The organism is Streptomyces sp. NPDC097619 (assembly GCF_040302735.1).
Classification (GTDB): domain Bacteria; phylum Actinomycetota; class Actinomycetes; order Streptomycetales; family Streptomycetaceae; genus Streptomyces.
On sequence record NZ_JBEOSD010000043.1, the window covers coordinates 1 to 13,226 of the forward strand.

The 13,226-nt window shown below is 73.2% G+C and carries 17 protein-coding genes; 7 read left to right on the top strand and 10 right to left on the bottom strand.

From position 1 onward, the window contains the following. Both ABTZ17_RS14610 and ABTZ17_RS14615 read right to left on the bottom strand, forming a co-directional pair. The coding region (locus ABTZ17_RS14610) for a flavodoxin family protein (RefSeq protein WP_352195944.1) at positions 1-368 on the bottom strand (368 nt) is incomplete at its 3' end. Between the two features lie 111 nt (positions 369-479). Then, entirely contained in the window at positions 480-1,742 is a 1,263-nt protein-coding gene (locus tag ABTZ17_RS14615) for a cation:proton antiporter (protein WP_352195945.1), read from the bottom strand. A gap of 241 nt (positions 1,743-1,983) precedes the next feature. On the opposite strand from ABTZ17_RS14615, the gene ABTZ17_RS14620 reads away from it, so the two are divergent. Beyond that, the gene (locus ABTZ17_RS14620; protein ID WP_352195946.1) at positions 1,984-2,208 is read left to right on the top strand and encodes a DUF6479 family protein; all 225 of its coding nucleotides are present in this window, start codon (positions 1,984-1,986) and stop codon (positions 2,206-2,208) included. Between the two features lie 139 nt (positions 2,209-2,347). Here the strand turns inward: ABTZ17_RS14620 and ABTZ17_RS14625 are convergent, their stop codons facing one another. Next, positions 2,348-2,857, bottom strand: coding sequence for a hypothetical protein (locus tag ABTZ17_RS14625; protein ID WP_352195947.1), 510 nt, complete (start codon positions 2,855-2,857; stop codon positions 2,348-2,350). A gap of 314 nt (positions 2,858-3,171) precedes the next feature. Here ABTZ17_RS14625 and ABTZ17_RS14630 point away from each other — a divergent pair, with 314 nt between their 5' ends. Then, positions 3,172-3,543 carry a phage holin family protein gene (locus ABTZ17_RS14630; RefSeq protein ID WP_502994684.1) on the top strand — a complete coding sequence of 124 codons (372 nt, stop codon included), beginning with the start codon at positions 3,172-3,174 and terminating at the stop codon, positions 3,541-3,543. Continuing rightward, positions 3,540-3,929, top strand: a complete 390-nt coding sequence (locus tag ABTZ17_RS14635; protein ID WP_352195948.1) for a DUF3618 domain-containing protein — start codon at positions 3,540-3,542, stop codon at positions 3,927-3,929. The genes ABTZ17_RS14630 and ABTZ17_RS14635 overlap by 4 nt, the downstream gene beginning before the upstream one ends. 80 nt (positions 3,930-4,009) lie before the next feature. Here the strand turns inward: ABTZ17_RS14635 and ABTZ17_RS14640 are convergent, their stop codons facing one another. The 7 genes from ABTZ17_RS14640 to ABTZ17_RS14670 all read right to left on the bottom strand — a co-directional run bounded on the left by ABTZ17_RS14640 (position 4,010) and on the right by ABTZ17_RS14670 (position 9,228). Next, entirely contained in the window at positions 4,010-4,420 is a 411-nt protein-coding gene (locus tag ABTZ17_RS14640; RefSeq protein ID WP_352195949.1) for an ATP-binding protein, read from the bottom strand. A gap of 82 nt (positions 4,421-4,502) precedes the next feature. Continuing rightward, positions 4,503-4,850: an STAS domain-containing protein gene (locus tag ABTZ17_RS14645; protein ID WP_352195950.1), complete on the bottom strand. Its 348-nt coding sequence runs from the start codon at positions 4,848-4,850 to the stop codon at positions 4,503-4,505. Positions 4,851-4,894: 44 nt separating this feature from the next. Then, positions 4,895-6,292: a PP2C family protein-serine/threonine phosphatase gene (locus tag ABTZ17_RS14650; RefSeq protein ID WP_352195951.1), complete on the bottom strand. Its 1,398-nt coding sequence runs from the start codon at positions 6,290-6,292 to the stop codon at positions 4,895-4,897. Beyond that, the gene (locus tag ABTZ17_RS14655) at positions 6,289-7,533 is read right to left on the bottom strand and encodes an ATP-binding SpoIIE family protein phosphatase (protein WP_352195952.1); all 1,245 of its coding nucleotides are present in this window, start codon (positions 7,531-7,533) and stop codon (positions 6,289-6,291) included. Before ABTZ17_RS14655 ends, ABTZ17_RS14650 begins: the two co-directional genes overlap by 4 nt. Continuing rightward, positions 7,521-7,934, bottom strand: coding sequence for an anti-sigma regulatory factor (locus ABTZ17_RS14660; protein WP_502994682.1), 414 nt, complete (start codon positions 7,932-7,934; stop codon positions 7,521-7,523). Before ABTZ17_RS14660 ends, ABTZ17_RS14655 begins: the two co-directional genes overlap by 13 nt. After that, a complete protein-coding gene (locus tag ABTZ17_RS14665; protein ID WP_352195953.1) occupies positions 7,931-8,368 on the bottom strand; it encodes an STAS domain-containing protein in 438 nt (145 codons plus the stop codon). Before ABTZ17_RS14665 ends, ABTZ17_RS14660 begins: the two co-directional genes overlap by 4 nt. Next, on the bottom strand, positions 8,365-9,228 hold the full coding sequence (locus ABTZ17_RS14670) for an STAS domain-containing protein (protein ID WP_352195954.1): 864 nt from the start codon (positions 9,226-9,228) through the stop codon (positions 8,365-8,367). The genes ABTZ17_RS14665 and ABTZ17_RS14670 overlap by 4 nt, the downstream gene beginning before the upstream one ends. A gap of 349 nt (positions 9,229-9,577) precedes the next feature. Between ABTZ17_RS14670 and ABTZ17_RS14675 the strand changes: the two genes are divergently transcribed. From ABTZ17_RS14675 to ABTZ17_RS14690, 4 genes are all read left to right on the top strand, one after another. Then, the gene (locus ABTZ17_RS14675; protein ID WP_352195955.1) at positions 9,578-10,555 is read left to right on the top strand and encodes an AraC family transcriptional regulator; all 978 of its coding nucleotides are present in this window, start codon (positions 9,578-9,580) and stop codon (positions 10,553-10,555) included. Positions 10,556-10,928: 373 nt separating this feature from the next. Next, positions 10,929-11,813 (top strand): SigB/SigF/SigG family RNA polymerase sigma factor, encoded by an 885-nt coding sequence (locus tag ABTZ17_RS14680; protein WP_352195956.1) that lies wholly within the window; start codon positions 10,929-10,931, stop codon positions 11,811-11,813. A gap of 157 nt (positions 11,814-11,970) precedes the next feature. After that, entirely contained in the window at positions 11,971-12,372 is a 402-nt protein-coding gene (locus ABTZ17_RS14685) for an ATP-binding protein (RefSeq protein WP_352195957.1), read from the top strand. A 385-nt stretch (positions 12,373-12,757) separates the two neighbouring features. Next, a complete protein-coding gene (locus ABTZ17_RS14690; RefSeq protein WP_352195958.1) occupies positions 12,758-13,183 on the top strand; it encodes a hypothetical protein in 426 nt (141 codons plus the stop codon). Positions 13,184-13,226 lie beyond the last annotated feature (43 nt).

Consider the following 13,226-nt stretch of genomic DNA (forward strand, 5'->3'; position numbering starts at 1 on the left):
ACCTTCCCGTAGGTGAGCATGCGGCCCTCGTCGTCGCTTTCGCCGATCTCGGCGTCCAGGCGCTCCAGGACCCGCTGGGCGACGCTGGAGGGGTGGCCCAGCCAGATCGGGGTGGACAGGACCAGGATGTCGCAAGCCAGGATCGTGTCCCTGATAGCCGGCCAGGCGTCACCCTCACCCATGTCGGTCTTCACCCCCGGCCGGACGTCATGATCCGCGACCCGGATGGTCTTGCCCGTCACCCCGTGCCGGCCGAGCGCCGCCATGGTCTGCTCGGCCAGCAACTGCGAACTCGACGGGGTGGGCGAAGGGGACAGGGAGCAGACGAGCGCAACGGCGCGGAGCGGAGTGTGATCGCTGGAAGTCATGATCCGCGTCTGCCCCGATGGGGCGACCCCTACCGGGATCGACCGGATTCCTCCGGATGTGCGCCTTCCGCCGTGCCCGGGACGCCGCGCCCCCGTCCTGTCCGCGCGCCCCTACGGCGGGGAGGCGGACGAGTCCCGCAGGTGGTCGAGGCGGCGGATGACCGGGGTGGCGGCCACTCCGTGCACGAGCACCGAGAGCAGGACGGTGAATGCGGTGAGGGACCACAGCTGGGGCGCCTCCGCCGCGAAGTGGGGGCTGTGGCCGAGGGCGTAGGCGAGGTAGAACAGCGAGCCGATGCCGCGGATGCCGAAGGCCGCCGTCACCAGGCGCTCCCTCGGGCCACCCGCGGCGCCCACCAGACTCAGCCAGGCCGTGAGGGGACGGACGACGAGGACGAGGACAAGGGCGAAGACGGCACCTCGCCAGGTGAGGTGGGCCCACCCCTCGGTGGCGAGGTACCCACCGAGGAGGAACAGCAGGAAGGCCGTCAGCAGGCGCTCGACCTGCTCGGTGAATCCGTGGAGCACGCGGTGGTAGCCGTGGCCGCGTTCCGCGGCGCGGATGGTGCAGGCGGTGACGAACACGGCGAGGAAGCCGTACCCGTGCAGGAGCTCGGTGGCGCCGTACGCCGCGAACGTCGCCCCGAGGGCGACGAAGCCCTCCATGTGCTCCGACAGCCGCAGCGCCGAGGGGCGCGCGCGGAAGAACATCCGGCCGAGCAGCCGGCCGGTGGCGAAGCCCACCGCGATCCCGATGGCGACACGGGCCAGGAGGTCCACGGCGAACCAACGGACGGGCCACACCTGGGCCGACGGTGCGGCGACGGCCGAGGCCAGGGCGATCGCCCCCAGGACGAACGGGAACGCCAGACCGTCGTTGAGGCCCGCCTCGGCGGTGAGGGAGAAGCGGACCTCGTCCTCGTCGTCCTCCGCCTCGCTAGGCTCGCCGACCCTCACCTCGGACGCCAGCACCGGGTCGGTGGGTGAGAGGACCGCCGCCAGAAGGACCGCTGACGCGACGGGCCAGCCCAGCAGCGGCGCCGCCACCACGGCCGCCACCGCGATGGTCAGGGGCATCGCGACGCCCAGCAGCCGCCACGGACCCGCCCACGACCGCCACCCCACCGGCCGGTTCAACGCGAGCCCCGCACCCATCAGGGAGACGATCACGCACAGCTCCGTGGCGTGCTCGACCCACAGCCGGTCTTCCCCCGGTCGCACAGCGGGCACCCCTGGGAGCGAGGCAGCCACCATGCCGGCGGCCAGGAACACCATCGGCATCGACAGCGGGCGGCGGAAGAGCAGCCGGGGGAGCACGGCCGCGCCCAGTGCGACGAGGCCCATGGCCAGGTACACGGCGTCGGAGAGGGTCACCCGACCGGTCCCGTCCTCATGTCCCCACACCACCTCGCCACGGCTGTCACCCGGCATCCGGATGCGTGTCCGGCGTCGGTTCGGACCCTGCGCATACCCCGGGACCGACAGGCCTCACTCCCCGGAGCGGACCGGGCTCATCGGGCGTCGAGGAGCCCGGCGGAGTGACTGCGGAGCGACGGAGGGGGTTCTCAGGTGCGAATCCGCGGATCGGGGGTAGACGCGGCTCATGATCGCCTCTATGCCTCTGGCCGCTTCCGCCTCGCCGTCCCTGCTCCTGATCCTCGCGGGGGTGGTCGTCGTCCTGCTCCTGATCGGCGCGTTCTGGTACGGGAGCAGACGCGCCGCGGCCCGCAAGGACCCCGGCACCACCCCCGCCCAGCAGAACCCGGCCGCCCGCGCCCGGAGCCGGTCCTGGGAAACTCCCGACCAGTCCGACCCCCAGGACCGCCGGGAGGGCCCCTGACCGCTCGGTCGATATCGCCCCGATCCGCCGGGTCCGTTTCCGGCCGGGCCCACCCGGCCGGAAACGGACCCGGCGGTGTCACGTTCGAGGTACCTCCGGCGGCGCGCCGGGTCGAGGGGAGACGACCCTCACACGCCCCTCACACGCCCGGGGCCACCGCGGTCGCGTCGCTCCGCCCCCCGGACGCGTGGAGGCACAACCGACCCGCCGCGACGGCGCGCCGGGGCCGACGACGCGCCAGGCCTGCGGCGGCACGGGGGTCGAGGGTGGTGCGCCACGTCAGCCCCGGGTGGCGGAAACGCAGGTGGGACAGGGCGCGGTGGCCGAGGCCCGCACCGAGGAGGTGTTCGTCGATGACCAGGCCCGTGATGAGCCCCTGCTCGCAGTCAGCGCACAGCCGGTAGTGCACCTGTCCGACGACCCTGCGGGCCCGGACCAGCAGCAGGCAGTTGCCCTCCTCCCCCGGAGGGCCGGGGATGCTCGTCCCCAGGAGCGTCACGTCCCGGGCCCGGCGGCCGCGGCGTCGGAGGGCTCCGGTGATTCCGGACCAGCCGAGCAGCCGCGCGCGGCGCGGGCGCCGACGGCTGACGGCCACCCCGTACGGGGGACGTGCGGCGGACAGTGCGGGGTGTGCCGTGGCTGCGTCCATGACCGTGCGTGTGCCCTGTCGTGGTGACTTGACGCGGCCCCACCCGGTGATCGCTGCCCGCCGCCGGCCGGGGCCCGGCCCCGTCGGGTCGGTGGGGGCCGTGCCCGGGTCCCTGCCGAAAGACCCTTCGGGAGGGACCCGATGAACCGGGCGGCCCTGGGTACACGCCGATCAACGGTCGGTCGGGGCGCACGGCGGTGCGACGGTCGACGGAACGCGATGTGAAGGAAGCGAAGGAGGTGATCGCCGTGTCGAGCGGGCAGACGCACTCCCCCACCACCGAACGGCAGGTGCACGGGGCCGCGCAGGAGCCGGTGAGTGAGCTGGTGCAACGCGCCTCGGAGCAGCTGACCGAGCTGGTGCGCGGTGAACTACGCCTGGCACAGGCTGAGTTGAGGCAGAAGGGGAAGCGTTACGGCAAGGGTGGCGGTCTGGTCGGCGGCGCGGGGGTCGTCGGTTTCCTCATGCTGCAGGCGCTGGTGGCGGCGGCGATCGCCGCGCTGGCGGTCGTCCTCCCCGTGTGGGCCGCCGCGTCGATCGTCGCCGGGCTGCTGGGCGTGATCGCCGCGGTGATGGCTCTGAGCGGGAAGAAGCAGGTCGGCCGCGCGGGGTCACCGGCACCGGAGCAGACCATCGAGAACGTCAAGGCCGATGTGGCCCGGATCAAGGAGAGTGCGCGGCGATGAGCGAGCCGGACCATGAGGACACCGACGCCCCCACGCCCGAGGAACTGCGCGAGCAGGTGGAGCGTACCCGGGCCGATCTCGGCCGGACCGTCGAGGCACTCGCGGCGAAGGCGGACGTCAAGGCGCGGGCCCGCGACAAGGCCGTCGAAGTCAAAGAGCAGGCCGCCGCCGCGGCGGGCGAATGGATGGAACAGGCGGGTGCGAAGGCCGCCGTGCTCAACCACAAGGCCGTCGGACCGGCCCATCGGGGTCGCGACCGCGCGCCCGAGCCGGTGCGGGGACGTACGGCCGGCGGGGTCCGGACGGCGCGCGAGAACAGCCTGCTGCTCGTGGCCGCGGGTGCTCTGGCCGTGGCGATCTGGCTGGTCCGCCGACGACGGGCGTGAGGTCCGCCGCCCCGCACCCCACGCGGCGGGGGCGAGGGGCCCGGCCACCGTACCCCGGGCGGGGTGCGGTGGCCGCGCTGTCAGGACAGGGGCAGGACGGTGGTGATGGTCTTGCCGTCGGCGTGGGTGCGGATGTGCACGCGTGCGGAGAGCTTCTGGATGAGGGGCCAGCCGAAGCCGCCCGGTTGGTCCGGGCCCGTCGTCCGGACGACGGGGAGGAGCGGGTTCCTGTCGGTGACGGCGAGGTGGAGGGCGTCGTCGGTGATCGCGGCGTCGAAGGCGAGGAGACCGCCACCGTGACGGTTCGCGTTGGTCACGAGTTCGGTGGTCACCAGGAGCGCGTCCGCCGCGGGAAGGCCGTCGACATCGAGGCCCTGTCGCTTGAGCAGTTCGGAAACCTGGTCGCGGGCAGCGGCCGTCGAGCGCGGCGGGGCGTCCGCCGCAGGGGTTGCGGCGGTCGGGGAACCGGCGTCGTCCGGGGTGTCGGGCATGAGCGGCGTCATGGCGTCATCGCCCGCCCGGCGTCGTGGGTGGCGGGCGGGGGCACGTCGGTTGCGACGGTTCGGCTTCGCGTCAGCATGTCATCGCCGTTTCCAGGTCCTCGGTCATCCGGAACGCGGCCCCGGTACCGGTGACCTCGAACAACCGCCGGACCGCCACCTGCAGCGGACCGGCGAGGATCAGCGGGGTACCGGTCGCGCGGTGCGCCTTCTGGGCGTCGAGCAGGGCGTGCAGGGCGTGGGAGTCCGCGAAGCTGGTCAGTGACAGGTCGACCACCGTGCGCGAGGTGCCGTTGGCGGCCGCTCGGGCGAGGAGGGCGACGAGGTCGGTGGCGCTGTCCTCGTCGACGGCTCCGCGCAGGCGGATGACGACGACGCCCTCGTGCGTGGTCGAGGTGACCACCGGTTCATCTGCGCTCACGGGAACATTCTCCTCCATCCCACGGGTCGCACGGCCGGGAACGTTCATGCGGTCACCGGACCGCCGCTGGGGCCCGCGGTCGTGGTGGCGGGCGGTGGTCGGAACCGGGCGGCGAAGACCACGATGTCGTCGGCGGGTTCGGCGGCGAAGACCTCGACGAGGTCCGCGCAGAGCGCCTCGGGGTCCTCGGGTCCCGCCGCGGCGGTGACGCCGAGGGCTTCGAGGCGTGCGAGGAGATCGGTGCCCCGGGTCTCGACGAGGCCGTCGGTGACCATCAGGAGACGGCTGCCCGGTGCGAGGCGATGGGTGACGGCGGGAGGTTGGGGAAGGCCGATGCCCAGCAGCGGGCCGTGGTCGCGCAGGAGACGTGGAGGGTGGTCGGGGGACAGCAGCAGTGGGGGGAGGTGGCCGGCGTTGGCGATGTGGACGCGGGTGTTACCGGGTTCGACCAGGGCCAGGCACAGCGTGGTGGTCCAACCCGGCTGGTGCAGGCCCAGCAGGTGATCGAGGTGCTGGAGCAGGACGTGCGGGGGATGGCCCTGGGCCGCGTACGCGCGCAGGGCGTGGCGGAGCTGGCCCATGACGACGGCCGCCTTGAGGGAGTGCCCGGCCACGTCGCCGACGGCCAAGAGGAGTCCGTGCGGGGTCTCGACCGCCTCGTAGAAGTCGCCGCCGATCTCGGCGGTGGTGGCCGCGGGAAGGTAGCGCACGGCGAGCTCGACGCCGGGGGTCTCGGGGAGGGTCTCGGGGAGGAAGGTGCGCTGGAGGGTCAGGGCGAGTTCGTGTTCCTGCCCGAAGCGCTCCACCACGTCCTTGTGCTCGACGGTCAGTTCCGCGTACATGGCCATGACACCGGCGTTGGTCGCGGTGAGTTCCTCGTTGAGGCGTTCCAGCTCGTCGCGTTGGGCGTGTGCCTCTTCCAGTGCGGCGAGCAGGTCGCGGGTCTGTGCCCGCAGGTCGTCGAGTGCGCCGGCGGGCGCGGTCTGCGGCTCGACGAGGGTGCGGAGCCGCTCGGTGGTGAGGCCGTGGTCCGAGAGCGGAGGCAGGGGGCAGGTGATCTCGATCCGGCCGCCGCGGAGCCGGGAGCCGACGGGGGCGGGGGTGTACCGGGTCTGCGGCAGGAGTCGGACGACGGCGGCGAGCGATTCGACACTGGGGGCCCGGTCGTCGTGCCAGCGCAGGGAGGCCCGCAGGGCGGCCGGTTCGGACAATACGTCGAAGCCGGCCGTCATCACGGCGGGACGCAGCAGGTCCCGTCCGAGTTCGCTGAGGGCGGTGGCGAGGCGCACCTGGTCGCGGTTGTCGAAGCCCGCGGCGGCGGCGACGGCCTTGGCGTGCCGGCGCAGGGCGAAGACGTCCTGCTCGGTGCCGACGGCGGTGACGAGCGCGGGGTGGTGGCCGCCGGTGCGAGGGGCGGGGGTGCGAGCGGCGGGGGTGGTCACGGGCGGCCCTTGGCGACGACGATTCCGGCGTCGTCGCGGCGGGTCGCGGCCTGGCGCAGCAGTGCCGCCGCGATCAGGGCCGGCGGGTGGTGGAGCAGGGAGGCCAGATCGGCGGCCTTCCAGCGGTCGCTGAGGCCGTCCGAGTGCATCACCAACACGCCACCGGGAGGGATGCGGTGTTCGTAGGTGCGCAGGGTGCGCGTCTGGTGTCCGACGATGCCGGGGTGGGACAGGAGGGTGGCGCGTTTGTCCGCGCTGACCACGGCGGCGGTGATGTTTCCGATGCCGCAGAACTCCACCCGGCCGCCGGCTTCCAGGCGGGCGATGGCGACGGCCGCGCCACGAGTGCCGCGCAGGGCCCGGTGGACGTCCCCCATCACCTGCTGGGGGGTGTGGCCGGGTCCGGCGCGGAAGGCGTCGACCGCCGCCCGGGAGGCGTTGGCCGCCAAGGGGCCGTGGCCGAGTCCGTCGCAGGCCATGACCAGGACGCCCGGTTCGGGACCGGAAGCGGTGCCGGTGGTGCCGGCGGGCCGTTCGACCACGGTCGGTCGGAAGGAGCCGTCCGGTCGGGTGGGGCTCGCACGGAGGGCGGATCCCGTGGCGGAGGCGGCCGTCAGGGCGGACCAGTCGAGGGTGGGGGCGGGCGTGAGTGCGCGCCGGGTGCCGGTGTCCTCGCCGATCCGCGCGGCGCCGGAGCCGGCATCGATGCTGTGGGTGCGGGCGGCCCACGCGTCGCCGCACACGTCCTCACCGCTGATGGGGCGGGTGATTCCGCCGACGAGGGGTTCGCCCGTCACGGAGGACGGCAGCGGGCGTGGCCAGAAGCGGGCGAGTTGGACGGTGCCCAGGCCCGGGACGGAGTGGATGTCGAAGCGGTCGGACAGTCGCAGGACCGCCCCGAGGCCGATGCCCAGGGTCCCGGCCGTCGACGTTCCGTCGCGGAGGGCCGCCGGCACGTCGGTCATGCCGGGCCCGCTGTCGGTGACGAGGACTTCCACTCCGGCCACGTCCCGGTTGCGCAGGACCCGCAGCAGGATGGAGCCGTCGCGGGTGTGTTTGGCCACGTTGGTGGCCAGTTCGGCGACGGCGAGAACGAGTTCGGCGGTACGGGTCTCGCCCAGGCCGATGCGCCGGCCGAGCGCGGCCGCCGCTCCGCGGGCTGCCTCGGGCTGGTCGCGGAACCAGGCCGTGTCCTCGCAGTCCAGCAGCAGGTGCCCGCCTCCGCCGGTCACCGGGCCCACTTGGTGATGGTCACCGTGGTGCCCCGGCCGGGTGCGCTGTCCAGGACGAAGTCGTCCACCAGGCGCCGGGAGCCGGACAGGCCCAGTCCCATGCCGTTGCCGGAGGTCCAGCCGTCGGTGAGCGCGAGTTCGACGTCCGCGATGCCGGGGCCCTGGTCCGCGAAGACCAGGCGGATGCCCCGTCGGCCCCATTCCTCGATGACGGTGCCGGTCATCGTTCCGCCACCTCCGTAGATCAGCGTGTTGCGGGCCAGTTCACTGGCCGCGGTGATGAGCTTGGTCTGCTCCACCAGAGAGAGCCGCAGGTTCTGTGCCAAGGTGCGGACGAGCTGACGGGCCTGGACCACCCCGGCGCTGGTGGTGATCTCCAGCACGGTCGGCTCACCGGCCGGCCCGTTCACAGGGCCGCCGGGGCATCCGGACCGGAGCCCTCGTGACCGGCGCGCGTGGAGGGGGACGCGGATTCTCCCGCCTGCTGTCGGCGGGCCCGTTCCAGGGCCTGGAGGCCCTTGTCGAGGGTCAGCGCGGTCCGTACCCCGCCGAGGGAGAGGCCGAGTTCGACCAGGGTGATGGCCACGGCCGGCCGCATGCCGACCACTACGGTCTGCGCGTCCAGCAGTCGGGAGATCGCGGCGATCGTGGCCAGCATCCGGCCCACGAAGGAGTCGACGATCTCCACGGCGGTGATGTCGATGACGACCCCGTGGGCACCCGAGTCGACGACCGCCGCGGCGAGGTCGTCCTGCAGCAGCATCACGGAACGGTCGTCGAGGTCGGTCTGGATGGAGACCAGCAGGACCTGGCCGATCCGGAGGATCGGAACCTGCTCGCTCACCGGCCACCGGCCTGCGCGGAGCCCTGCGAGATGGTGGAGCCGGAGCGGCGGAGGGCGTGGCGGAGGGCGTCCGCCAGGGTGGCCTTGGTGACGATGTCACCGAAGTCGATGCCCAGGGCCACGATCGTCTGGGCGATCTGCGGACGGATGCCGGAGATGGTGCACTCCGCGCCCATGAGGCGGGCGGCCACGACGGTCTTCAGCAGGTGCTGCGCGACCTCGGTGTCCACCGCCGGGACGCCCGTGATGTCGATGATGGCCTGCTCGGACCCCGTGTCGACGAGGGCTTGGAGCATCTTCTCCATCACGACCATGGTGCGCGCCGAGTCCAGAGTGCCGACCAGCGGAACGCCGATGATCCCGTCCCACAGCTTGACCACGGGCGTGGACAGCTCCATGAGCTGCTCGGCCTGCGCGGCGATCAGTTCCTCGCGGGTCCGCGTGTAGACCTCGATCGTGAACAGGCCCAGCGCGTCGAGGAGCGCGCCGAACTTCAGATAGGCCTGCACGTCGGAGTCCCGGCCGACGAGCGCCGGCTCCAGGACCTCCTTGAGCGCGAACACGCCCACGGCCGTCTCCGTGGGGGTGAAGCCCTGCCGGGCACGGTTCCGGGACAGTTCGGTGAGCAGCGCGCGCACCTCGCCGAAGGTCTCCCCTCGGGCGTCCAGACTGCCGTGGCCCAGCGCGGCCACCAGCGCGGTATACAGCTCCTGGAGCTCGCGTTGGACCTCCCCGCGGCTGACCCGGCCGCTCAGCGAGCCGGCGACCTTGTCCGCCCAGTCGGCCGCCAGGTCCTCGCCCTTCACCGAAAGCAAGGCGACCAGACGGTCCGCCACGTCCCCACCAACCACGATCCACATCCCCATTCGTTCGAACTGCGAGCACCCTAAGCCATCGCAAACGGGCCGAAGACGGCGCCCGGTCACCCCTGCGACACGCGAAGCAGTCTGCATCACTCCGTGTGTGCCGCGGCGCGCTTACCCACACGAGCGCGGGGTAATCGCGGTCGGTGACGATCCGGACCTGTGGCGGCCCGTCGAGAGCGGGCGTGAAGGGCGGGCGCACGAGCCGGGGCGTCCGGGGGTACTCGGCGGGGCGTGGGTCGGGTTTCGTTTCGCGTCGTGGTGACTTCGCTTTTGGTGCTGCCCGCGCGCCCGGGAGCGGGGAGAGTCACGGGCAGGTCGAGTGGCCGTGAGGGAGGTGTGTCCGGTGGCTACGAGTGAGGGTCGTGCCCCCGTGAGCGAGGAGTCCGTGGTCCTGCGGGGAGCGGACGCGGTGGTGCGCGGCTTGCGAAGCCTGTACGCGATGGACGTCGTCCACCTGCGGGTGGAGGACACGGCGCCGGAGCCGGAGTTGCGCCTGACGCGGTTCGAGGTGGGGCCGTTACGGGTGGACCGGGTCAGGCTGCCGTATCGCTTCTCCTTCCGCGTCTCCCACTTCCCCGACTTCGCGGCGACGACCGTGACCGCCGGCCGGGCCGCCGTCACCAGCGCCGGCCGCCACGCCCGCCTGGCGGCGGGTGAGGTGTGCGTCCCCTGCGATCCGGGCGGCGGGTACGAGGGACGGGTCGACGGCACGGTCTGCGAGACGGTCGTCCTCGACCCGGCCCTGCTGCGCGATGTCGCGGGCTTGGCACCCGAGGGGGACGAGCTCCGCTTGGACCGGCTGACCCCTGACGGGCCCCGCGCTACAGCCCTGTGGACGGCGACCTCCCGTCACGCCCACGACATGCTCGCCTCGGGGCCTGTGAGCGTCCTCGTCGCGGACGCCCTCGCCCGAACACTCGCGGCCGCCGCGCTTACCGCGTTCCCCAACAGCTTCACGGCTCGCAGCCCTTACACCGCGGGCCCCAACGGGCTCGGATCCGCGGCCGCCCACCGGGCCATGGCCTTCATGGACGACAACGCTCATCGGCCCGTCACCCTCACCGACATCGCCGCCGCGGCCGGAACGGCCCCACGGGCCCTGCAGCACGCCTTCCGTCGCCGCTACGGAGTAGCGCCGATGGCCTACCTGCGGCGGGTCCGACTGGCCCGGGCCCACGCCGAACTCCAAGCAGCCGATCCCCGCCGGGGCGTGCGGGTCCAGGACGTCTCCGCCCGGTGGGGCTGGAGCAGCCCCGGAAACTTCGCCACCGCCTACCGCCGAGCCTACGGCCGCTCCCCCTCGGCCACCCTGAACGGCTGACGGGCCTGCCCCACCGGCGGATCGCCCACGCCGCGGGCCGAGGAAGCCCGTAAGGGTGGTGGGGTGAGCGGGTGGTCAGGCCTCGGGGTGCCAGGCGGCGAGGCCCCAGGGCGGGTTCCGCGGCCGGCCGCGATCCGAAGCGGGCGACGACCGACATGTGAGGATCGCGGATTCGGGGGCAGGAGCGCGGTCGTGGGGATCGGGGACGCGGCCGCGGCCGGCGGAAGCCGGGGCGTGGCCCTCCTGTTGTCGACTCGTCATTACCGGAAGTGTATTTCAGGTAATACTTGACGGGTGTTCTTGTTCGGGCGATGATCTACCCGCAGTCGTCCGGCGCCGAGGGGCGCCGACCACACCGTCGAGGAGCTGAGAAATGAACGTCCTTGCCACGCCGTCCGCCACCGCACCGTCCCGGAGCGACCACACGGAGGCGGCCGACGGGGCAATGCCTCCGCTGCCCCGCGTGGTCGACGCCCGCGAGGTGGCCCCGGGGGACGCACGGGCACTGTCGAAGGTCTTCTTCGAACGCCTGCAGATGCTGGAGGAGGGCACGCGGGAGTACCAGTACGTCCGCAACACCCTGATCGAGATGAACCTCTCCCTGGTCCAGTTCGCCGTCCGCCGCTTCCGCAACCGCGGCGGCGACACCGACATCGAGGACCTGGTGCAGGTCGGCACGATCGGTCTGATCAAGGCCATCGACCGCTTCGACCCCGACCAGGGCAACGAGTTCACCACCCTCGCCCTCCCCTACATCACCGGCGAGATCAAGCGCCACTTCCGCGACACCACCTGGGCCGTCCACGTGCCCCGGCGCCTCCAGGAACTCCGCGTCGAGCTCGCCCGGGGCAAGGAGGCCCTCGCCACCGTCCTCGACCGCGACCCCACCGTCGCCGAGCTCGCCGAGCACCTGAATCTCACCGAGGAACAGGTCGTCGAGGGCATCGTCGCCGCGAACGGCTACTCCAGCGAGTCCCTCGACCACGGCAGCGACGACACCCACGACTCCGCCCCCCGGCCCCTCGCCGAACTGCTCGGCGCCGAGGACTCGGCGATGGAGCTCTTCGAGGACCTCCACGCCCTCGCGCCCCTCATCGAGGGGCTCGCCCCGCGGGAGAAGCTCATCCTCCAGCTGCGCTTCGGCCATGAGATGACCCAGGCCGAGATAGGCAAGCGGCTGGGCATCTCCCAGATGCAGATCTCCCGGATCCTCGCCCGCACCCTCGACAAGCTGCGCACAGCCCTCCTCCCCGCCTGACGACCGGCCCGGACCGCCCCGCCCTCCCCCGGGGCGGTGCGGTCGGGGCACTGTCCGACGACGCGGCTACACTGCCGCCCAGCGAACGGGGCACGGCCGGATCCCGGCGGCGGATGACAGCCTGCCGCCACGGCCCGGGCCCGGACGGGGGGCGGACATGGAAGGCAGCACGGCACCGGACGGCACATCGGCTCTGCCGGGCGCCGGGATCGGCTGCGGTCAGGCCCGCGATCTGGCCCGCCGGCTCCTGGAGCGACTGCGCGTGCCGCCGGAGCGGATCGCCGACGTGGACACGGTGGTCACCGAACTGGTGTCGAACGCCGACCGGCACGCCGGCGGTGTGACCGGTTTCAGCGTCGTTCCCCGGCCCGGCGTCGTCCTCATAGCCGTCTCCGACGCCTCCCCGCGGCTCCCGCAGCAACGGCCCTGGGCCCCGGCGGAACCGGGCGGCTTCGGATGGCTGCTCATCAACCGCCTCGCCCGCACCGACGTGCACCACACGCCCCACGGCAAGACCATCACCGCGCGGATCCCCACCACCGAGACCGCTGGCCCCTGATCCGCCCCCCGGGACCACCCTGCGCGGCCGCCCCCGACCCCCGGTGACAGCCGCCGGGCACGGGTCCGGGGCACGCGGCGAGGTGTGTCCGAGGCCCGGTGCGGACAGGTGCGGGGACCGAGGGACCCACGAGGGACACGCCCTGCGGTCCACCTCCGTCGCCCGCAGGACCCGACGCGGCCCGCAAGACCGTCCGGGCCGAGCCGCACACCCCCTGACGGCCCGCACCGCCGGCGGGCATCCGCCCGTCGAACCGATCCGGCGTGACGTACGGGTGGGGGGGTAGGCGCCTTGCGGGTCCAGCCTGCCGACCCGACGGTCCGGCCACGCGGGCGGGGTGATCGGGCGAAGGGGGAAACGGGGGGAGACGAACAGGGAGCCTGTCATGATCCTCATCCTCGGACTCGTCATCCTGATCGCCGCGGTGGTCATCGCGGTGGCGGGCGTCATGTCCAACCTGGGCAGCGCCCACGAACTCACCTCCGACTTCTCCGTCTTCGGCTACCACGTCACCAGCTCCACCGGTGCGCTCTTCCTGTACGGGATCGCCGTGGGCGCGGTCGGCCTGCTCGGGCTGGCCCTCCTCCTGTCGGCGGGCCGGCGGGCCGCGCGCCGGGCCCGGGTGGCGGGTGTCACCGCCGGTGCCGGATCCACCCGACGCGAAGCGGCGGTGGCGGACCGCGAGCGCGACGACCTCATCCGACAGCGGGACGACGCCCGCGCCCGGGCCGACCGGAACGCGCCGGACGGCGCGGGCGGCACCGGCGCCTCGGGGAACCGCCGCTCCCGGTGGTTCGGTGGGGGGAGGTAGGGCCGGAGCCGGGGGGCCGGGCCTTCGGGGTTCGGGTGCGGGC

Excerpts from the sequence above, each read along its gene's own strand:
- ABTZ17_RS14620 (WP_352195946.1), top strand. The coding sequence starts at position 1,984 with ATGCCTCTGGCCGCTTCCGCCTCGCCGTCCCTGCTCCTGATCCTCGCG.
- ABTZ17_RS14625 (WP_352195947.1), bottom strand. The coding sequence starts at position 2,857 with ATGGACGCAGCCACGGCACACCCCGCACTGTCCGCCGCACGTCCCCCG.
- ABTZ17_RS14635 (WP_352195948.1), top strand. The coding sequence starts at position 3,540 with ATGAGCGAGCCGGACCATGAGGACACCGACGCCCCCACGCCCGAGGAA.
- ABTZ17_RS14640 (WP_352195949.1), bottom strand. The coding sequence starts at position 4,420 with ATGCCCGACACCCCGGACGACGCCGGTTCCCCGACCGCCGCAACCCCT.
- ABTZ17_RS14670 (WP_352195954.1), bottom strand. The coding sequence starts at position 9,228 with ATGTGGATCGTGGTTGGTGGGGACGTGGCGGACCGTCTGGTCGCCTTG.
- ABTZ17_RS14680 (WP_352195956.1), top strand. The coding sequence starts at position 10,929 with ATGAACGTCCTTGCCACGCCGTCCGCCACCGCACCGTCCCGGAGCGAC.
- ABTZ17_RS14685 (WP_352195957.1), top strand. The coding sequence starts at position 11,971 with ATGGAAGGCAGCACGGCACCGGACGGCACATCGGCTCTGCCGGGCGCC.
- ABTZ17_RS14690 (WP_352195958.1), top strand. The coding sequence starts at position 12,758 with ATGATCCTCATCCTCGGACTCGTCATCCTGATCGCCGCGGTGGTCATC.